28 protein-coding genes and 1 tRNA gene are annotated in these 22,076 nt (G+C 64.1%); 9 read left to right on the forward strand and 20 right to left on the reverse strand.

Annotated features, from left to right (window positions below; all coding sequences use genetic code 11):
* Positions 1-70: 70 nt before the first annotated feature.
* A complete protein-coding gene (locus ACFU4Z_RS15525) occupies positions 71-1,282 on the reverse strand; it encodes an Ig-like domain-containing protein (protein WP_379063242.1) in 1,212 nt (403 codons plus the stop codon).
* Positions 1,283-1,588: 306 nt separating this feature from the next.
* Between ACFU4Z_RS15525 and ACFU4Z_RS15530 the strand changes: the two genes are divergently transcribed.
* Both ACFU4Z_RS15530 and ACFU4Z_RS15535 read left to right on the forward strand, forming a co-directional pair.
* Positions 1,589-1,664, forward strand: a tRNA-Lys gene (locus tag ACFU4Z_RS15530).
* Between the two features lie 187 nt (positions 1,665-1,851).
* Complete coding sequence (locus ACFU4Z_RS15535; RefSeq protein ID WP_379063244.1) at positions 1,852-2,193, forward strand: hypothetical protein; 342 nt, start codon at positions 1,852-1,854, stop codon at positions 2,191-2,193.
* Between the two features lie 48 nt (positions 2,194-2,241).
* Here the strand turns inward: ACFU4Z_RS15535 and ACFU4Z_RS15540 are convergent, their stop codons facing one another.
* Complete coding sequence (locus ACFU4Z_RS15540; protein ID WP_379063246.1) at positions 2,242-3,411, reverse strand: helix-turn-helix domain-containing protein; 1,170 nt, start codon at positions 3,409-3,411, stop codon at positions 2,242-2,244.
* Positions 3,412-3,946: 535 nt separating this feature from the next.
* On the opposite strand from ACFU4Z_RS15540, the gene ACFU4Z_RS15545 reads away from it, so the two are divergent.
* From ACFU4Z_RS15545 to ACFU4Z_RS15575, 7 genes are all read left to right on the forward strand, one after another.
* A complete protein-coding gene (locus tag ACFU4Z_RS15545; protein ID WP_379063248.1) occupies positions 3,947-4,084 on the forward strand; it encodes a hypothetical protein in 138 nt (45 codons plus the stop codon).
* A complete protein-coding gene (locus ACFU4Z_RS15550) occupies positions 4,084-4,275 on the forward strand; it encodes a hypothetical protein (RefSeq protein ID WP_379063250.1) in 192 nt (63 codons plus the stop codon). Before ACFU4Z_RS15545 ends, ACFU4Z_RS15550 begins: the two co-directional genes overlap by 1 nt.
* Positions 4,272-4,610, forward strand: coding sequence for a hypothetical protein (locus ACFU4Z_RS15555; protein WP_379063252.1), 339 nt, complete (start codon positions 4,272-4,274; stop codon positions 4,608-4,610). The genes ACFU4Z_RS15550 and ACFU4Z_RS15555 overlap by 4 nt, the downstream gene beginning before the upstream one ends.
* Before the next feature lie 320 nt (positions 4,611-4,930).
* Positions 4,931-5,278, forward strand: coding sequence for a hypothetical protein (locus tag ACFU4Z_RS15560; protein WP_379063254.1), 348 nt, complete (start codon positions 4,931-4,933; stop codon positions 5,276-5,278).
* Between the two features lie 15 nt (positions 5,279-5,293).
* The gene (locus ACFU4Z_RS15565; protein WP_379063256.1) at positions 5,294-5,590 is read left to right on the forward strand and encodes a Clp protease N-terminal domain-containing protein; all 297 of its coding nucleotides are present in this window, start codon (positions 5,294-5,296) and stop codon (positions 5,588-5,590) included.
* 86 nt (positions 5,591-5,676) lie between these two features.
* Complete coding sequence (locus ACFU4Z_RS15570; RefSeq protein ID WP_379063258.1) at positions 5,677-5,844, forward strand: hypothetical protein; 168 nt, start codon at positions 5,677-5,679, stop codon at positions 5,842-5,844.
* Between the two features lie 66 nt (positions 5,845-5,910).
* Complete coding sequence (locus ACFU4Z_RS15575) at positions 5,911-6,399, forward strand: hypothetical protein (protein WP_379063260.1); 489 nt, start codon at positions 5,911-5,913, stop codon at positions 6,397-6,399.
* Here the strand turns inward: ACFU4Z_RS15575 and ACFU4Z_RS15580 are convergent, their stop codons facing one another.
* From ACFU4Z_RS15580 to ACFU4Z_RS15665, 18 genes are all read right to left on the reverse strand, one after another.
* Positions 6,400-7,671 (reverse strand): hypothetical protein, encoded by a 1,272-nt coding sequence (locus ACFU4Z_RS15580; protein ID WP_379063262.1) that lies wholly within the window; start codon positions 7,669-7,671, stop codon positions 6,400-6,402.
* Positions 7,672-7,677: 6 nt separating this feature from the next.
* The gene (locus tag ACFU4Z_RS15585; RefSeq protein ID WP_379063264.1) at positions 7,678-8,124 is read right to left on the reverse strand and encodes a hypothetical protein; all 447 of its coding nucleotides are present in this window, start codon (positions 8,122-8,124) and stop codon (positions 7,678-7,680) included.
* An 8-nt stretch (positions 8,125-8,132) separates the two neighbouring features.
* Positions 8,133-8,537, reverse strand: a complete 405-nt coding sequence (locus ACFU4Z_RS15590) for a hypothetical protein (RefSeq protein ID WP_379063266.1) — start codon at positions 8,535-8,537, stop codon at positions 8,133-8,135.
* A 15-nt stretch (positions 8,538-8,552) separates the two neighbouring features.
* Entirely contained in the window at positions 8,553-9,797 is a 1,245-nt protein-coding gene (locus tag ACFU4Z_RS15595) for a hypothetical protein (protein WP_379063268.1), read from the reverse strand.
* Positions 9,794-10,078, reverse strand: coding sequence for a hypothetical protein (locus tag ACFU4Z_RS15600; protein ID WP_379063270.1), 285 nt, complete (start codon positions 10,076-10,078; stop codon positions 9,794-9,796). The genes ACFU4Z_RS15595 and ACFU4Z_RS15600 overlap by 4 nt, the downstream gene beginning before the upstream one ends.
* Before the next feature lie 45 nt (positions 10,079-10,123).
* Complete coding sequence (locus tag ACFU4Z_RS15605; RefSeq protein WP_379063272.1) at positions 10,124-10,771, reverse strand: hypothetical protein; 648 nt, start codon at positions 10,769-10,771, stop codon at positions 10,124-10,126.
* Positions 10,772-11,161, reverse strand: a complete 390-nt coding sequence (locus tag ACFU4Z_RS15610) for a hypothetical protein (protein WP_379063274.1) — start codon at positions 11,159-11,161, stop codon at positions 10,772-10,774. It lies immediately after the preceding gene.
* Between the two features lie 4 nt (positions 11,162-11,165).
* Complete coding sequence (locus tag ACFU4Z_RS15615; protein ID WP_379063276.1) at positions 11,166-11,336, reverse strand: hypothetical protein; 171 nt, start codon at positions 11,334-11,336, stop codon at positions 11,166-11,168.
* A gap of 151 nt (positions 11,337-11,487) precedes the next feature.
* Positions 11,488-11,790: a hypothetical protein gene (locus tag ACFU4Z_RS15620; RefSeq protein WP_379063278.1), complete on the reverse strand. Its 303-nt coding sequence runs from the start codon at positions 11,788-11,790 to the stop codon at positions 11,488-11,490.
* Positions 11,790-12,029, reverse strand: coding sequence for a hypothetical protein (locus tag ACFU4Z_RS15625; protein WP_379063280.1), 240 nt, complete (start codon positions 12,027-12,029; stop codon positions 11,790-11,792). Before ACFU4Z_RS15625 ends, ACFU4Z_RS15620 begins: the two co-directional genes overlap by 1 nt.
* Positions 12,026-13,468 (reverse strand): glycoside hydrolase domain-containing protein, encoded by a 1,443-nt coding sequence (locus tag ACFU4Z_RS15630; protein WP_379063282.1) that lies wholly within the window; start codon positions 13,466-13,468, stop codon positions 12,026-12,028. Before ACFU4Z_RS15630 ends, ACFU4Z_RS15625 begins: the two co-directional genes overlap by 4 nt.
* A 2-nt stretch (positions 13,469-13,470) precedes the next feature.
* The gene (locus ACFU4Z_RS15635) at positions 13,471-14,052 is read right to left on the reverse strand and encodes a DUF2744 domain-containing protein (protein WP_379063284.1); all 582 of its coding nucleotides are present in this window, start codon (positions 14,050-14,052) and stop codon (positions 13,471-13,473) included.
* An 8-nt stretch (positions 14,053-14,060) separates the two neighbouring features.
* The gene (locus ACFU4Z_RS15640; RefSeq protein WP_379063286.1) at positions 14,061-15,299 is read right to left on the reverse strand and encodes a phage tail protein; all 1,239 of its coding nucleotides are present in this window, start codon (positions 15,297-15,299) and stop codon (positions 14,061-14,063) included.
* Positions 15,274-15,759: a hypothetical protein gene (locus ACFU4Z_RS15645; RefSeq protein WP_379063288.1), complete on the reverse strand. Its 486-nt coding sequence runs from the start codon at positions 15,757-15,759 to the stop codon at positions 15,274-15,276. The genes ACFU4Z_RS15640 and ACFU4Z_RS15645 overlap by 26 nt, the downstream gene beginning before the upstream one ends.
* 3 nt (positions 15,760-15,762) lie before the next feature.
* Complete coding sequence (locus tag ACFU4Z_RS15650) at positions 15,763-16,698, reverse strand: phage tail protein (protein WP_379063290.1); 936 nt, start codon at positions 16,696-16,698, stop codon at positions 15,763-15,765.
* Positions 16,695-21,194 (reverse strand): phage tail tape measure protein, encoded by a 4,500-nt coding sequence (locus ACFU4Z_RS15655; protein ID WP_379063292.1) that lies wholly within the window; start codon positions 21,192-21,194, stop codon positions 16,695-16,697. The genes ACFU4Z_RS15650 and ACFU4Z_RS15655 overlap by 4 nt, the downstream gene beginning before the upstream one ends.
* A gap of 4 nt (positions 21,195-21,198) precedes the next feature.
* The gene (locus tag ACFU4Z_RS15660; protein WP_379063294.1) at positions 21,199-21,561 is read right to left on the reverse strand and encodes a hypothetical protein; all 363 of its coding nucleotides are present in this window, start codon (positions 21,559-21,561) and stop codon (positions 21,199-21,201) included.
* A gap of 23 nt (positions 21,562-21,584) precedes the next feature.
* Positions 21,585-21,953: a hypothetical protein gene (locus ACFU4Z_RS15665; protein ID WP_379063296.1), complete on the reverse strand. Its 369-nt coding sequence runs from the start codon at positions 21,951-21,953 to the stop codon at positions 21,585-21,587.
* Positions 21,954-22,076: the final 123 nt, after the last annotated feature.

The raw sequence follows: 22,076 nt of genomic DNA on the forward strand, positions 1-22,076 counted from the left end.
TTGTGTATAAGAGACTGGACCTCCGAATGGAGAGGGCCCCGGGCGGGATCGCGGGGGCCCTTCACTTTCGTCACCGGACGTCGGCGTTGCCCGCCTTCCATTCCGGCCACGAGATATTCCAGTCACCGAGGCCGTCGACACCCGACAGGGTGCCGCCCACCGTGTTCTTGACGATGGTGATGTCGCCGCGCTTGGCGTTCTGATAGACCCACTGGGCGTTGGCCGGGCTCAGGTTCAGACAGCCGTGGCTGGTGTTCGAATACCCCTGCTGACCGACCGACCACGGCGCGGAATGAAAGAAAATGCCGCTGTAAGAGATTCGGGTCGCGTAGTCGACCGGAGTCTTGTAGCCGTCGGAGGAACTCACCGGAACGCCATAGGTCGAGGAGTCCATGATGATCTTCTCGAACCGGTCGCTCACGATGTAGACGCCGTTGTCGGTGGGCGTGTTCGACTTGCCCATCGAGGTCGGCATGGTCCGCACGACCTGGCCGTTCTGCTCGACGGTCACCTGTTTGGTGTTGTCGTCGGCGGTGAAGATCACCGCGTCACCGACGGTGAAGAAGGAGTGGATGTTGTCCTGGCCGAACAGGCCGTTGCCCAGATTCTTGCCGTAGACGTTCACGTCGATGGTGACCTTGGTGCCGGGCGCCCAGAAGCGCTCGGGCCGCCACCGGACCTCACGGTTGTTCACCCAGTAGAACGCACCCTCCACCGCGGGCTCGGTGGTGATCTTTATCGCATTCTGGGCGGCCATGCGGTCCGGGATGTTCTCGTCGAACTGCACCGCGACCGGCTGCCCGATGCCGACCACCTCACCCTCACCCGGCAGCAGGTAGGGATGGGTCTGGCTGTCCGGCGAGCTGGTGGTGAAGCTCAAGGCGGTGGAGTTCGCGCCGCCGAGGCCGATGGCGTCGGCACGCAGCCGGTAGGCCTTGCCGTAGCCGAGCACCTCGGTGGTCTCCCAGGACCGGCCGTCGGCGGCCAGCTTGCCGCTCACCGACTCGCCCTGCGGGTTGAGCAATGTCACGGCGGTGAACTTGCCGTCGTCGACCTTGAAGACCATCGGCATACCCGGCGAAACCCCCACGTCACCGTCCTTGACCGTGGCCAACAGCTTCGGCTTGATCAGTTCGGTGATGGGGTTGCGGTCGATGGCGACCCCCTCGGCGCTGCCCGCCGACGACGAGCACGCGGATAAGACCAGCGCGAACACGGCGAACACAATCAGAGGTGCGGTGACTTTCCCCATCGTCCGATGTCGACCCTGCGCAACGCTCATCTCAACCCCGTTTCAAGTCCCGGTGCGCCCAGAAGCGCACCGATGGCTTCGGATCCAACCGATTGTCAGCTCAACCCACCGCGCCGGCGGGATCGGTCGAGACCACGCCCGCTATTCTGCCAGCTCCGCAAGCCCGAACCAACGCGAACGCAGCGTCGACGCTGGCGAGTTCACCGGTTAGATCCCGACTACCCCACCGGGCGTTAACACCGCTCGCCAACTCGACCGACGCCCCTGGCCAGATATCGATTTCACTTCTGCGCCCTCGGCCTGTTAATGTCTGTCCCGCACCGGAACACGGAGCAAGCGCCATTAGCTCAATTGGCAGAGCAGCTGACTCTTAATCAGCGGGTTCGGGGTTCGAGTCCCTGATGGCGCACCACGAATACCTATATCTACCAGCGTGAATGCGCGGAGACCTTCGCTCGGCAGATCGCCACTGTAGCTCTATCTGTAGCTTACGGATCATCCCCGCTTCCTCTGGCGAGTCGCATCCGCGCCATCCATTGTGTGATCTGCACCACTTCCTGGCAGCCCGTTCCGTCGGTGCCCCATGCAATGCTGACCTGATGCTCTACCTCGTCGACGGCCGCGTCGCGCCACCGGACGTACTCGTGCAGACCGCCCGCGGCTGGGTCGAGCCCGCGCCCACTCGCTGCCCCGCCGGCCATGTCCTGCGCGCCGGAGAGTTCTCCGTCGGTTGGGTGCCGTGCATGACCGACAACCGCTCAGGGCATCGCACCCACGAATGCCCGTGCGGTGCCATCGTCTACACACCGCCGTGCGATGTCGGCTGCGACCATGAGGCGGCGACCGTCACCCCGGCGAACGTCTCCCCCGTCGGCGGGCCGGACCTGGACATGGCTCACCTGTTCGGCGAGCAGCCCAAGCGTGAACCGGACGACGACTGAACGAAAAGAAGCCGCCCCCAAAGGGAGCGGCTCACCTGTTCCAGGGAATCAGTCGACGATGCCCGCCGAGTTCGCCAGCGCCCGTAGCGTGTCGTTGGCGAAGCGCTGTTGATCCGCCGTCGACCGGACGACAGCCTTGACCGAGGGCGAGGACCGGAAGTGCTCACGCGACACCGCCCGCGATTCGGCTAGCGCCTCGATCGCAAGATCCGGGTTACCTGCCAGCAGGTGCGCTCGTGCGGTGTCCAGCCAGAAGTACGTCTGCCGTTCGTTCGCGAATCCCTTTGGCAGCTTGGTGGACTTCGCGATCTCGACCGCGCGCCCTGCGTTTCCAAGGTCCACTTCCGCGCACAGCTGATACAGCTTCACGTTCGTAGGCCCGACCACCGTGTCATAGACGACACGCTCCCCCACGGCCTCGCCCAGCCGCTCAGCCTCGGCGAGGTGGGAGCGGGAGGCATCGGCGTTGCCGAGACTGGCCGCGATCGTTCCTGCACGCATATGCAGCGTGCTGTACACCGCGGTGGCCGTCACATCCTCATCCACCAACGGTTCAATATCCTGCATCGCGCGCTCGAGCAGCCGCAGCGCCTGCCGCCCAGCGCCGATCCGCGCGAGTGTTGCCGCCTTCACGTAGTAGACGGTGGCCAGTAGGAGCTGGTCCCCGCTGCGACTGGCGGCCCACTCCATGCGCTCGGTCGCGGTCATGCTGAGGTCGAAATAGCCCATCTTGTGCGACAGTGTGTTCGCTGCTCGGTAGGCGTCAGTCAGTAGTGCGTATGCAGGTTCGCCGATCTCGTTCCCCGACACCAGCAAGTGGTCTACCAAGTCGGGCAAAACCTCTGCGATCTTTCGGTACTGGGTTCCACGCCGCCACTTTCCAACAAGGGCTACCTGCGCTTTCAGCTCCGAGAGAGGCACCGGTTCTACATCGCCCATGAGGTCTGTCGCTGCGAGAGTTCGGCGCAGGATCGGAACCACTTCCAGCGTCCCCGCCTCTTCCTCGTCCGCGTCGGCGTTCAGCTTGGCCGCATCGATACCAAGCGCCAGCGCGATCCTGCCGACGGTGAAGGGAGATGGAGAGGCATGCCCGCTTTCGACTTTGGTCAGCATGCTGTAGCTGACCCCTTCGATTCGAGCCGCGAGTTGCTCAGCGTTCCAACCTTTTAGCCGCCGGTAGCGCTTGATCCGACCGCCTACCGAGTTGCTCTCAATCATGCCCCCACGGTAGCACCTTCAAATTGAAAATTAGGTGAAAGTCGAGGCGTTCATCAGGTCTTAACGTTGGGTACGCATCCAGCGTCCGGGGCTCATCGTCCCGAACGAAGCTGCCGGTTAAAGCCCGCCCCGGCCGAGGCCGGCAGCGGGATTTCCGGGAGCGAGTCCCGGCGCTGGGTGCCCTTCAACTACACCCACACGCGCCGAGGGGTACCGCCCAATGCCCGGACAAATCGCAGCACTAGCCATAGTCGCCGTCGCCATCCCATGGTCTATCTGGGTGGTGATCATCGTCTCAAAGCTGCGCGAACCCGATCCCGAACCGTCCGCCACCACCGAGCAGGCAGTCCGATGACCACGCTCGCCGACGCCGAGATGTGGCGACACCTCCACCGCAAATGCTGGCAGGACAGCGGATTCCGGTCATTGGCTCAGGCCCAGTTTGTCCTCAACGTCCACAGCGGCCACGGCCCAGCCTGTCTGCAATACCTGGCGGCATCGGCCTACAGCTTCGGCTCGGGGGATGGAGCTGACCATGACTCGTGACACCGAGCCTGATGGCTGGCCGTACGGCCAGGAGGAAGCCGCCGAGCGGCTCAGGGAAACCGCGAGCGGCCAAGATCGAGAACTGCTCGAGCGGTTGCATGACGCCCTCTTGCAGGTGGGTCGGTGATGGGCGAACTCTGCGACGAGGCACCACGCTGGCGACTGTCGCCCACGGAGCCCGCATCGATCGCCAGCCGCGAACGCGCACACGGCATCGTCACCATCCACACAAACCTGCACCCCGGATTCGAATGCACGCGGCAGGCCGCGGCGGCCGCGTACATCGCCAACATCGAGAAGCAGGCGAGGACAGCATGAAGGGCCGAGCGATCGGGTTCCTCCGCCTGGACATCTCGCAGACGCGCCAGCCCGAGGACCAGCGCAGTATCGAAGACGTCGCCGCAGGCTTGGGCTACAGGCTGACCCGCACCCTTGTCATCGAACCGGGCGCGATCAACGGCACCCTCCGTCTCCTCGAGGCCGCCCACTCCGACCGGGTCTTCGCGGTCATCGTGCCGAGCATCATGCACGTCGAGGCAACGCAGCGCGGGATCAGCGAGCAGTTCGACCTCGTCACTGCCGACGACCGGAACTTCCTTGAGCGCGGTCACCACTGGCCGTGGCGAAACCTACGGCCCCTGGCCGCCTTCTAGTCGTCCCCGCATCTGCGGGGGTGGATAAGAGAACGCAATCGAGTAGGGAGTGAGTGGATCAATGGATGAGCTGTATACCCCTGGGCCCGATGGCAATGCAGGCGACAACTGGAACGAAGCCGCCAACAAGGACGACACCGGGCAGGACAGCAAGCCCCGGCGTCGATAGCTGATCTTCCTGCGTCAAACAACTAGCCAGTGGAGCGCGGGTAGGGGACGCCCGGTCCGGTAGCACGGACCGGCCGGGCCAACCCCCAACACAACAAAGACGGCCCAACCTTCACAAGAGGTTGGGCCGTTCACATCTCCGGGAGGAACCCATGAAGATCACCGTCAGAGCCGCCTTCGCCGCCTGCGCTATCAGCGCAGCACTCGTCGGCGGCGTGGCCCCGGCCGTCGTCGCGGCCCCAGCCGTGGCCGGGCCGTGTCTGTTCGGGCACGTCGACCCCAACGACGACAACTCCGCATGCCGCGGCAGCGACTCGGCGAAGTGGCCGGAATCGGAGTCGACCCCGGATGGAACGCCCGCCCTCTCCTGCACCCGACTCAATGACAATCAGCATGTCCGCACACGAGATCCACACGGTTGGCGATACTGGTTGTGCAAGGGCTACAAAGACCAGTGGGGGAACAAGTACTACGACTGGACCGAAGTCCTCGGTTCGTAGTGGGAAGGTAGACCGATGGCGGAACAGATCATCCAGACGCCCATGTTCGCGGAGCTCATGGCCGCCGCCGAGAAGATCGCGCGCGACCGCGGAGACGGATATGTAGGCACCGAGCACCTCGCTGTCGCGATCTTCTCCGATCCCGACGCTGTAGCAACCCGCGAACTGCGGGATCGGATGGGTGTCGACCCGACCGAGCTCGTTCGAAGGCTGGTCCAGTTCATGGATGCGCCGCTGCCGGGGCCGGGCGAGTACCGGGTGCGGCGGCTCGACGGCACGACGTCTATCCACCCGGTCAGCAAGTCCGCCTGACACGACGAAAACCGCCCCGATCTCCTGCTCACGGCGGGGATCGGGGCGGTGTCGTATGTCCGGGATAGGATCCACGGGTGTTTCAGGTGGGCGACAGAGTGCAGGTGCGGGTATCACCGGTGACGGTGTTCCAAGTCCTCGAGGTCAACGGCGATGAAGTCGTCGTGATGGCCGAGGGTGACGCGCCGGGCCGCTACCCGTACACCTACCGCGCCGAGCAACTCATCCCGGCCAGTAACGAACCGCCGGAGTAGCGGCGATTCCCTGCATGACAGCACGGCGGCGAGTACCGTCCCGCGCAACGTCATTGAGGGGAATTGATGAAGACCATTGTTGCAACCCTGGCGATCAGCGCGGCCGCGCTTGCAGGATGCGAGTCAACCGGCAACCCGGTCGCCGTGACAACCACGCCGCCATTGCCGACGCGTACGACGACCACGGCGCCGGCCACCAAACCATCACTGCCGACCGCGCCCGCCGTCGCGCCCACACCACATGGCCGATGCAACCTTGTCCCGGATCACATCCTTGCGCGGATCAACAACGCGTTCGCCGACCGGTCGCACCAGCTGGGGACTCCGTACGCCCTGGATGGAGCGGACGGTTTGGTGTGGGTCGGCGGCAACATCATGCAGGGCGACACCAAGGTGTCGTCTGCTGATGTGTGGGTCGTCAGCGGCTTCACTATCTACGCGCTGTCCGGTGACGCCCGTCGCCGAACCGCGCTGCCTGACGGACGCCACGTCCTCGATGTCAGCGCAGGCGATGACGACGGGATCGCCGTGCAGGCGTGCGTGACTGGCCCGTGATCAGGCCACCGCCGAATCCATGAGGGCGAAGTTGTCCAGCGACACACTGTTAGTCGTGGAAATGCGCTGCACGCCAAAACCACCCAAGCGGTTAGAGCTACCCACGGTGGCGACATTGCCCGAGTCGACCCATTGCACCAGCTGAACACCATCGTCATACAGCGTGTAGACGTTTCCGACCGCTCGGAACTCCAGTAGCGATCCGGATGCGATACCCGGGTTACCGTCGATCTGCACGCGGACAGTGACGGACACCGGCGCGGAACCGGTCACGATAGACACTCGAGCGGTGTTGAACAGCGCGCCAACCCAAGCCGTCATGCCGCTATTCGACCGCAAGATCAGCCCCGCCGAGGTGGAGGTCAACGACCCGGACGTATTCGCGCGCGCTACCTGATCGTCCCCGTTGAGCGCCGTAATCCACGTCACCGGATAGAAATTCGCCGTCGACGTCGCGCACGCCGCAACGTTGCTGGAGATTGTCGGAGCGTTTGTGTTGACCTGGTACGTCCAGTTGGATCCGAGCACACCGTTTGAGCGGTTGAAGTTGTCGGAGTAGGTGGCACCGCCGCCCGCCGTGTTGGCTGCTGCTGTTGCCGTCGCCGCCGTAGTTGCTGCGGCAGCGCTGGCCGACGGGGTGGCGTTCTTTCCAGTCGCGGATGCTGTTGCTACGAGCGCGGGCGCTGTGGCAGAGGCCGCGACAGTCGCCGTGAGCGCGGTGGCAGTAGCTGTCGCCGCTGTGGCGGTGTTGAAGCTCGAGCCCTGCCCGACCGCGTCGTACACGATGGTTGTGGCAGTGGCCGCGGTCGCATCCGCCTGCGCGTCGGCCGCTCCGGTTGCCACAGGCGATGACACGGTCGCTGTTGCTGTCGCTGTGGTGGCATTGGCTGTCGCGTTGAAGGTCTCGTCACCGAACGCTCCGTTGACCTCAGCCGTCACCGTCGCTGCGGTGGCAGTGGCGGTCGCGTCGGCAATCGGCATGTGCGACAGCACCAGCGCGGAGGCCGTTGCGGCGGTGGCCTGCCCGCTGGCTGATGTCGTACCGACCGCGGGCCGCGCTGACGCTGACGCCGTCGCGACGCTCGCAGTGGCAGAGGCGGACGCAGAAACGTCCGCTGTCCGCACAAGGGCCGTGGCCGTGGCGCGCTGCGCTTGCGCCACCGCTGAGCGGGTGCCGTCCCAGATCAGCGTCGTGCCCAGATACTTCTTCAGAACTGGGGTCGTGCCGATCCAGATCGCGATCGGCTCCTCGCCGCGGATGTACTTCGGCATGGCGCCTTACGCTGCGACAGTCATTGTCGCGATACCCGCCACATCGAAGGTGATGCTGAGAGTGCCCGATGTGGTGGACAAGTCGGCATCGGACTCCAGGTAGGCAATCAGCGGACGCGATGCGTCGGTGCCGGGGGTGGAGTCATAGATGACCGCCTTGCGGGCGCCGGTGATCGTTGAGCTGGGCCAGCTTGGGTCTGCGGCATCCAATTTGATTGTGTTAGTGGACGTGTCGTAGGAGACGGTCACCGAGGTAAGCGCCTGACCGCCTGCGGTGTAGCCGGTGCCGGAAACTTCGTTCGTGATGCTGCTCTTGTACTGGTGGGCGTCCTGGTCGAACGTGTAGCTGTTCGTGCACAGCATGATCTTGATGGTGTCGGTGTCGAAGTCGATCTCTTTGTTCAGAAGGCTCTTGAAAAATAAGCCGTAGAACTTGCCAGTGAAGGTGGCCATGGCTACTCCTAATCGGGGATAAGGCTGTACTCGGTCAGGGGATCCGGGGTCACCAGCGCGGCATACGCCGATACGGTGATCTTCTGGACGCGCGCGATACCGCCGCCGTTGACGACATAGTTGGTCGTGATCGGAGGCGGCGGAGCTGCCGCTTCCCATAGCGGCCACAGCCGCACAGCGGTGCCGGAGTCGGGGATGTCGATTTGCCGTGTCTCGCCACCGATCCTCACCAGCGCAGGACCGGGGTCCAGATTCGCGGTGGTGAGGACGCCGCCTGTCGCGGTGTAGCGCTGCCAGCGGTCGGTGATGAAGGTTGTGCCGTCAGCACTTTCGCGCAGGTTCGCGCCGAACAGGAACGCGGTCGTGTTGTCTGCGCCTGCGATGTTCTCGATGTGCTCACTGATTACGGTCATCCGATGCCTCTCGGGTCAGGAGGGAGTGAGGACGCGAGCGTCGTTCCAGGACGCGGAGTTTGTGGAGCTCCGGCGGCTGACTCGCACACCAGCCCATGAATCAGTCAGCGGTAGATGCCCGTTCACATCCGCGAGCAGCACCACCACGTCGTTGACTTCCACCCACGCCCCATCGCCCACGATCGAGAAGGCGATCTTCATACCGGACGAGATGGCGATCGGAGTGGAGGTGTAGTCGAGCATCGTCGGGTTGTCGAGCGACCCCGTGAACCGCGCGATGAAGACGGCCGTCGAATAGACGTTGACCATCAGGCCAGCGGTACCGGCCGCGTTGCAGCGCAAGACCAGAGATGCGTCAGCGCCTGTGTTCGGCGCGATGTTGCCGCCGATCGTGGCTTCTACCCGCTGCGCGCCGTTGGTCGCACCTGTGTTGACGACGATCGCGCGCGATCCATCGGTCGTGCCGGTGGTGCTCCACGAGTTGCTGACAATCGCCGCATTGGCGCCGAACTGCGTCCAGCCGTTGGAGACTGCGCCGTTGGTCCTATTGAAGTCATCGAACTTGACCGTGTGCGGCCACTGGGTGACAGTCTTGAAGATGCTGTCGTGGTCGAACACTCGATAGTTCTTCTGCTCGCTCCACGCGCTGGTCTGGTTGAGGAAACTCAATGCACGGTTGCCGAGAGACGATTTGTATGCGGACGGCAGCCAATATTGCAGAACCAGAATATGATTCCAGTAGAAGCGCACCAACCGATCCCGGTCCACCAGTACCCGGAAATGCCACCATGTCCGGTTCATGAATCCCGAGAAGTTCGCCGTCGACACCAGCGTCTCGATCGAGGCGACCGAGTGATACACGAGGATGCGAACGCTGTTCACTGCAGACAGAGGATCCCGATAGATCGCGATAATCGGCCGCTCCACGATCCCCGTGAATCCCACGTTCGCCCACGAGGGAGTGAGCGCGGCGCCCCAGAATTGCTGCTGGATGACGTTGCCGTCGAGATTCACATCGAAGTCTGTGCCCCAGTTCGAGGTGAACGGCTGCTTCTCGTAGCTGACCCCGCCAAGCTCGAATGGTGTCTCCGAATAGTCCTGGATCTTCAGGACGTTGCTATCGAGCCATACCGTCCGGCCCGAATTAACACGCTTCCACGGCCGCTGAATCGGATTCTCATTCGGCCGGGAATGCGCGCCGTCGAGATCGCGCCATCCCGCCCATGCCAACGGCCAGTGTCGCCGCAGCAGCCAGCTCACGCAGGGCTCTCATCCACAGCTCCGGAGATGGTGCCACCGAGGTTCACCATCTTCGCGCGCAGATTACGCAAGATCCCTCGGTTGCCGCGCAGCCCCACGGGGTCGTCGGCCGCCAGCAGGGGGCGCAGGCTCTCCGGGTCGTCATTGAACTTCGCAATCGCGGCGTCGATCAACGGCAGCGCGACGGCGACCGGCGTCATATCGAACAGCCCCTCCAAGGACTCGACGCCAAACGCCGCGGCCCACAAGGCTTCACGATTCGGCTGGATCGCGATCGACATCGCATACGATCCGCCAGCGGCCGTGAACTCGAACGTCCTCAACTACTACTCCTCCTCATCGATGTACACGCCGGAAACGTGGACCTGCAGGACCGTTGGAGGGACAGTGCCGACGATGTCGGTGACGTAGGTCCATAGCCGCTCGTCGTCGAGGACCGTCACCGTGAGCGCGGTGAACTTCCTCCGGGTCTCGTTGGCGCCGATCACCGCGGTGTGCACCACCGTGTATGCCGTGTTCGCTGCATTCCAGATACGGGTCTGGACGGTCAGCCCGTCGTGCTGCTCCAGGAGGGCGATGTTGATGTCGGTCAGGATCGCGTCACGCCCGTCACGAACGGCCACCATCGGGCCGACGAGAACCTCTCCCGCACCTTCTGTCACCTCGGCTGAGGCGGCGGACCATTCCAGCGACCATTCTGTTGCTGCGGCGTAGGCGAAGTCCGCTTTCTGACTGGCGTTGGCCGCGGCGTTGACGGCGGCCTGCGCCTCCGTGAGTGCCGTGCCGGAGTTGACGATCGCGCCGCCGAGGGGGTCTCGGATCTGTGTACCGATTGCCCCCTGCACACCGGTGAAGGAAGTCTTCGCTCCACCGGTGGCGATCGCCATGATCGACGTCTCGTTGAGGTTCGATCCGTAGTCGGAGCCGAACTCGAACGAGTCATCCGGCGCAGCAGGGAGATGCGGAGTAGTCACCTACTGCTCCGCGCATCCGAGGTCGTGGCTGATCTGCCGCAACGTCTGATACGCCGTCACCTGCTGGGCGCGCTGCTCCTCGGTGTATCCGGGGTTGGTGGTCGTCCGTGGCTCGAACTGCAGGAACAGCGCGACCATCGCGCAGGTGCTGCGCTTGTTCCGGGACTGCAGCTCGTCGATCCGGTCCTGGTTGTTGTCCACACCGAACAACCCCCACCCGACGACGGCAGTCAACAGCATGTCGAATGCGATGCCCACCAGCGCCGCCCTGGATGCGAACTTGGCACTGCGCACCGCTTGCTCGTTGAGGTTCACCTGTGCCGACAGCTCACGCACAGCGTTCTCAGTGTTCTTCAATGTCGTAGCCAGTTCCGATGCCCTATCCGGCATGTGGCTACACCTCCTCCCGAGGCTGGCGAATCTCTTGCTCCAGTTCGTCCAGGTGCTCGCGGAAAACTTCGAGAGCTACGCGAAGCTGGGTCTCCACCTCGCGCACCCGCTTGAACACCTGCTCTGGGTCGTCGTTTCGCCCGAGCGCTCGACCGCGACGCCAGATCACAACCACCTCCGCCTCCCTGGCTCGGTCCGTTGCCGAGCGGACTCGGCTTCGAGCTCATCGAGCGCAGTTGAAAACTCATTGAGATGCGCCTCGAAAATGTCGAGCGCCAAGCGGGTCTCGGCAAGCAGCGCCCCTACGTCACGCCTTTCGGCTGCCATCATCGATCGCCTCGGTCCCGATCCCGATGCCTGAGCATGTCGGTTACCTCTCGCATTGCTTCCGTAGCCCGAACTAGGTGGCCGGAGAGTTCACTTGAAATGAGTTTGTTGAGCGCCAGCAGCTCGGTTTCCAACCGGTCGGCACGCGCTCTTTCCGCGTCGACGATGAGGCTGATGCGTTTCCATAGGACAACGACCCCGATCAGCCCCACCAACGCCAGCACCCCGACCGCCCCATACTGGACGAGGGTCGTACTGACCGGCTCCACCTGCTGCTGCTGAGAGAGCAGGAACAGCAGCACTATTCACGCTCGCTGCTACCTGCGAGCTTCGCCTCAAGCGTTGGCGCGGTCCAGACGTTCTTCCTGGCGATCTCAGCCGCAGGGACACCGAAAACGGCCGCGACGATGGCGACGATGGTGTCAGCGGAGAAGTCGGACAGAACACCCTTGGCGACAAGCGCGCCAACTACGACGATGAGGATCGGATAGAGCAGCGTGCGGATCGGCTCGCTGCGAATGACCGACAGGACCGCGTTCACTTCGCACCTTCGATCTGGGTCAGGGTCGCTTGCGCGCCGTCGTCGCCTCTGTCGGCTTCTCTGCGGACAAGGGAGATGGCCCATTCGACGCCCTTGCGCGCCTCGCGTTCGACGTAGTCCTCGTGGATTCGGGCATCGATGTTGAGGATGTAACCCGCGAGGGTGTCGACAGGTTCGTCGTCGGCGCGATACTTCGATCGCGAGGGAAATTCCTTGCCGAGCTCGTCGTCCGCGAGGGACATGACCGCCTCCTTCAAGGTGGTGTTGGCGTACTTGTCGACCGCGGCGGCGAAGCGCTCCCAAGGGAATCCGTCGCCGACGTCGGTGTGTGATCCGATGCCGAGTCCGGCGGTGACGGCCCAGTGGTCGGCGATGCCGGACTCTCCCCGTCCCAGCTGATCGGCGTTTATTACGCGGGGCGGGATCCCGTACTTCCGGCAGTCCTGCACCGCGAGGTAGGCGGCGATGTCGATTGCGCGCCCCATGTTCTCGACCCACTGCGTCGGCCCCCACGCCGCGCGGGAACCGGCGAAGCAGAGATTGATCGCGCGCGGGTTGGCGTCGAGAACGCTCCAGGACGCGAGGTCTGTGTCGACCACGTCCACGACCACGCCGTCGTTGTCGACGGTGTAGTGGTAGGACACTCCACTCGATGGGTTCTGCAGGTAACCGGCCAGCGACTGCGCCGACCCGTTTCCCTCCTGGGTGTGGAGCAGGAACCACTTCGGCTGGACACCGTCGCGCGGGTGGCAGTTCGGGCTGATGCCGGTCTGGTCGAGCTCGTCGAATTCGGGCTTCATCGGCACTCCGATCGATTCGGTAGAGGCGGCCGCCCATTGGCCGTAGTCCGGCTTCAGGGCGGTGTTCACGTCGACGGCGACACCGCCGATTCGGCGTTTGTCGATCTCGATCTGATGCAGGTGCGCGGCCGGGTGATCACCATTGATGGACGGATCGCCGGACCAGTTGTGCTGCCAAAACCAGGTGGCCACACCGTCTTCCAGCGCCCAATCGATGCAGCGGGAATTGCAGTAGACGCCTGTCAGGTCAAGTCCCAAGACAGATGCCCAGCCGCGGAGGAACGGTGCAATCTGTGCGTTCCATTCCAGGAGTGAAGGATTCGAATCCACCGGCGCATAGATCGGGCGCCCCTCAGGACCGCCCGCTTCGCGATGCAGGCGCAGCGCGATCTCCGCATGGCGGACCCCGGCGGCGTAACCGCCCTTCCAGTCGCTGGTGTCGCCCTTGCCGTACTGATAGTTCGAGACGATCTCCAGACCCGCCGAGCGGAGCTTGTCGCAGTAGTCGCGAGTCAACGGTTTCGCACCGAAGTTCGCGCCCGGGCGGGACTCCGAGAAGTAGCCGATGACCCCGCCGTACCCTGCGGCTTTGATGGCTTCCGGTTCGATCAACCGCGCAGAGAAGTCCAGCAGCCGCACGATCACCCCCTGTGCCGTTTCAGGATGCCGTTGCGTGCCTGCCCTTTTCGTTCGGTGTAGAGCACACGCCGCATTTCGACTTCGTCGTCGAGATCGCGCAGATAGGCGTTGACCTCGGTGACGGTGTGGATGTTGGGGTCGAATCGTGGCGGTTCGTCGATCGCGTCGACAACCTTCGCTGTCGGCTGCTCCGGTTCCGGATCGTTGATGCGGTAGCCCTGATACCGCAGCCGTTCGACGACCGCCTCCCGCTCCCGCACCGTCATCGACGCCGGATCCTGGATGACGATCTTTTCCGGCTCCGCCTCGTCGACGCCGACCCAGTCCCCCATCCCGTTCAGGGGATGCTGCTCCCCGCGGTAGGGGGCGCGGATCTTCTTCGTCGCCAGGGCCGGATCAACCGGCGGCACACCGGCTTCGGTGAGGTGTTTGGAGATCGCGCGCGTGATGGCTTCCGGCCACACGATCCGGTTCTTGCCGCCGGCGTCCGCCCCGAACCCGATCGGGATGAACTGCAGGACAGACAGGAACCGTTCCTCCGGGTTGTCCGGGTCGATGTCTTCGAGACGCCAGATCTTTCCCACACACTCCCCTAGAGAACGCCCAGGTCGCGGGCTATGGACATGACTTCTTGCAGCATTTCCAGGGCTTTCGCCACCGGGTCTTCGGGTTCGCGGTGGCCGACGATGATGTCCCAGTGCGGAGTGGTTTTGCGGTCCCACCACAACGTCAACTCCGTGATGCGATCGACGTAGACCTTGCCGGGCGGACCCCACTCCAGGACGGTCGTACCGATCCGGGTGCCGATCCACGCGTTACCGAATCCGCGCTGCCCGATGCGCAGGTTCTCTACCCCGTCGGCGACGGTGACCGAGTGGGTGGTTTGCTCGCGCGTCCTCCACATGCCGGTTCGCAGAGCGATGAGGGCCGACAAGGTATAGGCGCGATCTGCGCCCTCGCACCAGGTTTCCTGGTAGTGCGACCAGCCGAGCTTGTTGGCTCGCCCGATGTCCTGCCACTTCATGAACGCCAGGAACACGTCGGTGTACAGCGGCTTAAGCAACGCGTCCAGCATTCCGCCCACTGGCGGGATGAAAACCGCCGCGGCAATGAGGTCACCGACCATGTTGATCGTCGCGGAGATCAGCTCGTTGACACCAGGCATCGAGTGGCCACCCGTGACGAACTCAGTGTCCGTCGCAGGCTTCCAATGGAACTCGTTGGATTGGACGCCGGTGCGTTCGCCGTCGCGCAGGATGATGCCCGGCGCGCGGGTCTTGGTGCCTTTCCAGCCGGGCTGTGAGTACTCGGCGGGGAAGGTGGGGTCGGGGATGACGTCGATCTCTTGGGAGATGCCGTCGGAGCCGATGGAGGTGAAGCCGCGGGTCAACCCGTCGAAGATGTTGCCGCCGATCGCGGTTTCCGTATCCCAGCCGCTGTTGTCGACCAGGTCCCAGACCAGGCAGCCGTGACGGAGATTTGCGCCCGGCCACGGTTCGGGATCGCCTTCGAGGTATCGGCGTGGCTCCCATGTCAGTTGCGCGTCGGCGGTGATCCGCTTCTGCACGTCGAACATGTATTTGAAGCGAGAGTGCACGATGCCGAGTTGGCTGTAGTCGGTGCCGATCGGTGTTGGTGCGACGACCTGTGACCATGTGGACTGGTCAAGGTCGAACCATCCCGCACCGTTTACCGGGTCATCGGGGATTGTCCAGAAGTTGCCTTCGAGGCGAAGGATGTTCAGGAACAGCGTGGTCTTGAGTGCCCATTTCGCGGGTCCGAGGTCTGTTTGCCTACCCCCCCGCCTAGTTAAAGGCGGGGGGGTAGGCAAATAACAACCACAACCTGGGGAACTGGATCTCTGGCGGAAGAAACGGATTCGAGTACGCGAGAATGTGTTTGAGGTGCTCGAAATCGCTCTTGAAGATGACCTTGACGATGCGGTTGCCCGTGTCGTCCTTGGAGCCGACGAGGTCGTCGAGCATCCCCGCCCAGCGAGCGCCGTCCTTGTCGACGGTGATGAACACGTTGTCGGTGCTGCGGGCGTCGACGTCGGTCAGCCAGCGTGAGAGGTAATAACGCGCGGGGAGTTCGATTGTGCCGATACCGGTTTCGTTTTCCGGAAGCGTGAACTTGGCACTGATCTCGTTGTAGACCTCGCCAACGAGGTTCCAGTCGCCATCCCACATCCGCACCAAAGGTCGTTTGATGCGGCGCTCATGGTCCTTGGTGAGGCGTTCGGCGATCTCGCCGAAGACGGTGTCGAAGTCGATCGTTTCGACTGTTGCCATCGCTTACTCCAATCCCCATGGGCGCGGCCATGGGCGCGGGCAGACGACTTGGATCCCTGTTCCGATGGGCGCTTTGCTGACCTTGATCGGGAGCTGGGTGGGTGGGGTGTTGCCAGGGATGTTGTAGGCGAAGCGTTTTCCGCCCATACGCTGCGGGAACTCGGTGTCGAGACTGGAGTTGAATTGGCCGTTGAACGCCATCTTGTCGGTGTCGATGAGCAGGTGCTCGTTCAGCAGCAGCGGCGCGAGCTCCACTTTCCGCAGGGCGTCTTCCTCTGCGCGGAGGTACTCGTCGTTGCCGAACGAGTAGTCCGGCAGCGTGACGACCAGGCCGGCATTGGATGCTTGGATACGCCACTGCAGATAGATCTCGTAGTCCTCCGGCAGCGGGTTGGAGACCGTGACGTAACCGGTTTCGAATCCGCTGACGGTGGTGTCGGTTTGGGTGATGAACGTCGACTTGAACGGTTCTTCGATCCACCGCGGGAACGCCCCCACCAGCGGCAGCAGCAACAGTCCGTACTGCTCGCTGTTGGGGTCGTTGACTGCTTTGATCTTCGGTTTCGCACCCAGCCTCACCGCGAGGTGGCGGCGGGAGTCTTCGGTGGTTACCCAGATCTTGGCGTCCCGTTTGACCGACATCGACTTCCGGAATTCGGAATCGATGTACCGCCACGGCATTTGCTTGGTGCCGATGACGTGGATCGCGAGGATGAAGTCGTATTTGTCTTCGCGGTACCCGCCGTAGGTGGCGCCGATCTGGAAAGCGGTGCTGTTGTAGATCGCGGTGAACGGGGAGTCGTACATGCCGTCGAAGTCGGTGCCGTCGTCCTCGTCGGCGAGACATACACCGCGGTCCCACTGCCCTTCACCGGATAGCGTCCACCACTCGCCGTTGCAGCCTTCCCATTCGATGAGCGCACCGTCGGGGGCGGTCATCGACGCACCAGCCCGCGGGAACGATCGCGGCGGCTGATCTCGACCATCTTCATTTCGCGGTGGAACTCACCCGTCGACATGCCGGTGTGGAGGTTCTCGATCACCAAACGGTTGTCGATGTTGTGCGCCTGCGGCGGCCGAGCGGTGGCTGCGGCCCGCATTTGCGCGCCGGTGAGGACCCACTCGGTTTCACCGGAGGTATTGACGGCTGCGCTGTTGTTCGGCAGGGGGCCTCCTTGGTCACGGATGAAGGCCGGGATGCGTAGGGTTTTCATCATTTCCTCGATCCATCCCGGGGTTCCTGGGACGACCGGGCCCTGCTTGGCCAACTCGTTCGGGCCCACCGCGTTCGGGGTGGGCCGCTTCAGGTCCTTCTTGATCTGCTCACCCGCAAGCCCGATGAGCGCGCCGGTGACGCCTTGGATGTCGCCACCCAACCCGACGACCTCAAGTGCGTCCTTGGCCTGACCGACGACGAACGCCTTGACGACATCGCCGAGCAGTTCGACAGGGCTCGACGAGCCACCACTGCTGCCGGTGCCGTCGCGTTGCTTCTTCTGCTCCTCGGCGAGGGAGTTGATCGCCTTCTGCAAATCGAGATCCGCGGAACGCTTCTCGTCGTCGCTCGCTTCGGGATCGGCGTAGATCTCGTTGCGGTCATCGCGGGCGCGCTTGATCGAGAGGTTCAGTTCCTCGAGCCGGATTTGGTCGTCGGTGAGATTCCCCGCCAGTGGGGGCGCTTCAGGAACTTCCGAACCGGTAGTCCTCGACTCGTCCTGTTTGCGCTCCAGCTCCTGGACGCGCAGCTCAGCGCGTTGAACATCGATCTGCGCTTGGCGTTTGTCGTCTTCGGACTTCTTCGGGTCTTTGAGGTCCTCGTCACGCTGAGACTTGGCTTTGTTCAGTGAGATCCGCGCCGACTCCAACTCAAGATCGTCGGATCCGTCCCACGTGGCTTGCTTCCTGCTCGAGCGTGACGACCGGGAGCTACCACCCGCGTCGGGTGGGTTGAACTGGCTGCTGGGCAGATAGAACTTGATGGGCAGTTCACCGCTGGCGGCGCTCTTGGCCCCAGACCCGACGCGCACGCCGTTCGTTCCGGACTCCAGTGGAGTGCCTGCGAGGGTGCCGGCCATGTGCGAGTACTGGCCGCCGCCACCGCGGAAGATGCCGACCGACAGGCCGCGCCCGGTCGGGTCAATGCCGCCCTTGAACCCCAATGCGCCGAGATCGGACTCGGTGGTGAACCAGCGCGTGAACGGCGAGAGACCCTTCACCAAGGCGTAGGCGGCGGAGATGAACGCCGAGCAATCCCAGCTGGGATTGCCGGTGCCGCCGTACTGGTACGCCTTGCCGGACTCGCCGCGCAGGAACCCCATCGCCTTGGCGACTGCGACACCGCCGTCGGCCATCTTTGTGATGCCGAACCCGAAGTGCCCGGCGACCTTCCCGAGGATGTCCACCGAGCGGGACCGCTTCGAGGTCGCCAGCGGGATGAAAGCCTCTCCCCCGGTCTCTGGCTCGGCCCACTGGTACAGACGTGACTGCGGGGACTGGATGACGGCCTGGCTCGGCAGTGCGCCGTCGATGCCGCCGTCGGCGCGGGGCGCGATGGGGATGTCGTCGATATTCTCGTGCATCCGCTCGCGCACATCCTGCGGCAGGTGATAGCCGGACAGGTCGTACTCGAGCTTGACCTTCTGCGTCTTCGCGGGAAGGTTCTTCGCGATCAGCTCGTCGAGTTTGCTCATCACCGCGGGCAGGTCCGGTGCGGTGATCTTCACGACACCTGGCTTGCCGTCAACGGCTTCGACCTTCACGCCCAACTCGGTGAGCTTGGCCTTCGTGTCGTCGGTGAGCGCGTCGGTGGGGATCGAGACGCCCTCGGCGTTGTTGCGTAGCAACCCCTGGATAACGACCAAGCGCTGCTCGACACTGTCGGCGCCCTTGAGGCTGGCCAGGATCTCGATGTCCTTCGGCAGGTAGCCGAGTTGAGCGGCCATCTGCGTGACCTGCTCCCGGGTTAGCCCAGCAGATCGTGCGAGGTCGTCGAACTGTTGCCCGTTCTGCGCGAAGATCGGCCCCATGTCCACCCCGGCCTCAGCAAGGGTGACCGTCACGTTACGAATCTTCAGGAGAGCCTCATAGAGGCGGGCGCCGTTCTCGGTGGCGGTGTTGACCTGCCCGCCCTGCCCGACGAGCGCGCCACCGAATCCCTTCGACGCGTCCCACGCTTCAGCGGTCACCGCGGACGTGTCACGCAGCGCTTCGTTGTAGCGCGCCAGCGCTTCCTGCGCGGCAATCGGCTTGCCGGACAGCACATCGAGCGCGGACTTCATCGCGTCGATACGGTCCGCGGCCGAAGATGATTCGTCCGACAGGACCTTCACCGCTTGTGCGAGTGTCGCGAACCCGGGGGTCGTGTTCTTAGCTACCTCCTGGGTCTTCACGATCTCGTCACGCAGGGCTTGCAGCTCCGACAGCGCGAAGCGCCCGTCTTGGCCCATGCCGCGCAGCTTGGCGGCGAGGTCGTTGAACTTCGACTGATCGGACAGGGCCGCCGCCAACTGTTGGTCAGAGATCTTCAGATCGTCGATGACCTTCTTCGCGCCGCCCCACCGTTCGGCGTACCACTGCTTGTCGCGGGCATTGTCCATCCACGGCGGAGTGAAATTCCGCTCGAGGAACCCCGGTTTGAAGTCGGATGCCTTGTCCAGGGAGTCCTTCATGATCCCGACTTGCCGGGTCACGTTCTGGATCGCCTGATCGTTGATGGCGCCGTTGTTCAGGGAGAAGATCTCAGCGAGTTCGCTACGGGTGGCACCGATCTCACGCAGCGCCGCACGCATCGCCTTCGCGTGGTTCTCGCCCTTCTTCATCTCCGAGTACAGCTGGAACAAGGCGACACCCGCAGCGACAGCAGCGACGACCCAGGGGCCACCGAGCATGCTCACAACACCGCCGGCGGCCGCGCGTACACCAGTCGCGGCGGCTGCGACCGCGCCTTGGGTGCGGGCCAACACCGATGCGCCCGCCGCGGCGTTCAGGAAACTGGTCTGCATCCGGGCGACGACAGGCACGGAAGTGCCGAGCTGACTGACCGCGGAACCGAACCTACCGAGGGAGGTCGCGCCGATGCCAGCGACTTGAGCGACCCGCCCTTGAGCGGTGGCGACCGCGACAGTCGTCGCGGCGACTCGGGCTAGTGCTGCGGTCGTCGCTGTGGCGGCCGTAGTGAGGGCAGCGCCGATCGCGGTGGTGCGGAACAGGATGAAGGCGGCGGTGGCGGCCTGGACCGGTCCGGGTAGTTCTCGGAAGAATCCGACCACCGGGCCGACGGTGCGGCCGACGGCGACCAGGGCGTCACCGGTGGCATGCAGGCCGCTGACGATCTTCGGGGTGTTGTCGGTGACGGTTTTCGCGGCCGTGGTCGCGAAGTTCGTCAGCGGCGCTTTGACGAGGTCGTAGATACCGAGGGCGAGGTTTTCGGCGGCGTTGGTGACCGTCTGCATCGCGCCGGGCAGGCCCTCCATTTTCGCGGCGGCGACAGCTGCGGCACTGCCCTGCTTGCTCATGGCGTCGTGCATCTTGTCGAAGCCGTCCACGCCCTTCTCGGCAGCGACGGACGCCAAACGCATTGCGTCGGACCCGAACAGGGTGGCGGTTGCGGCCTGGTACATCTCAGGGGTCATGCGGCCCGCTGCGGCATCCAGTTGCTCGAACAGGGTGCGCAACCCAGCGAATCGCCCCTGGCTGTCGTAGACGGTGAGGCCGAGTTCTTTGATTGCCGCTTGCGCGGGCTTGCCCTGGTCCGTCAGCGCCAGCAGCGCGGACTTCAGCAGGGTGCCTGCGTCACTGCCCTTGATGCCGGAGTTCGCGAACAAGCCGAGGGCGGTGGCAGCATCCTCGACTGTCAGCCCGAACTGATGCGCTACCGCGGCACCGGCCTGCAGACCGTACGCGACGTCGGTGATTTCAGCGGATGACGCGTTGGCCGTGTTCGCGAGTACGTCTGCGACGCGGGCCGCTTCGCTGGCACCGAGTCCGAACGCCTGCAAGGCTTGCGACTGGATCGTGGCCGCTTGCGCGGCGTCGATTTGCGCGGCTGCCGCGAGCTGTAGCGATCCCTTGGCGGCGTCCATCGACTGTTGGACGTTGAAGCCGCCCTTAGCGAGCTCGTTCATCGCTGCCGCAGCGTCGTTTGCGGACGTGCCCGGGAGGGTGACGTCGTTGCCGAGTTGCTTGGCGCGTTCGGAGACCTTCGCCATCTGATCGGCGGTCGCTCCCGCTACGGCTTTCATCGTGTTTAGCGAGGTCGTGAACTCGTTGCCGATCTTGATGACTTCCGCGAACGCCGCAGCGCCACCGAGCGCGAGTCCGAGGCTGGCGCCGATCGCGCCCGCCGCGCCCACTGCTGGAGCGAGCCCTGCTCGCATCCGAGAAACGAACTGGCTGGTGTTCGGATTGAGCAGTATGTCTATGCGGCCACCGGCCATGGGCTCACCTCCCCTCACGTGATTTGTTCAGTAGGTCGAACTTGTTGCCCGGCTTGGGGTTTGGGATCTCGTACGGCTCATGAGCAGCCCGGAACCGCTCGACGAGTTCCGCGGTGATTTCCGGTGCTCGCTGCGCGACCGGCGCGAGGATCGGCATCGGCGGTGGCTTGATGCCGTGCTTGTTCCGCAGGGCTCGTTCGCGCGCGACGTCCGGGTCGTCGGGATCGGTGACACCGGAGACGTAGTCGAAGTTCAGGTTGAAGTCGCAGCGGTCCACCAGCATGGCGAGGTTCTCGCTGTCGCGTGCCTGTTGCGCGTCGCGGGCTTCAGCGTCCTCGAGCAGCGCGGCTACATCCGGGTAGGGCATCGTCGCCAACGCGACCCGCAGATTTACTCCGTGGTAGCGGTGGACTCTGGCGAAGGCTGCGCCCCAACGGGATTGGTCCCGAATCCCGGCAAGGGCGCGAGAAGGTTTCCCTCATACAACTCGCTCAAGCTGATGATGCGGTTGAGCGCTTTGGATGCGTAGTCCGGTGTGAGACCACCCACGAATTCCCACAGCGCGGCACCGTTCGTGGTGATCAGCTCCAGCATTTGCTCGAACTCCATCGCGCCGACCAGGCGGTGAAACTCCACGACCTGCTCACCGGTGAACCCACGCAGTACGTCCGCCTCGACGCTGCCGAGCTTGATAGGCAGCGGCGGCTTCTCCTCGGTCTGAAAATCGGCGAGGATGTCGATCGGCGCCGGGACCGGCACGGCCGCGAGCCGTGCCGGACGCCGGGTCGCCGTGGGGGGGGGGGGGGGGGGCGGCGGGGGGTCGGGTGTGGTGACCACGGGGGTAACTTGGACCCCCCGGTCGCTCTCGGGGAGCGGGCGGGG

Source organism: Nocardia sp. NPDC057440, from assembly GCF_042802915.1.
GTDB lineage: Bacteria > Actinomycetota > Actinomycetes > Mycobacteriales > Mycobacteriaceae > Nocardia.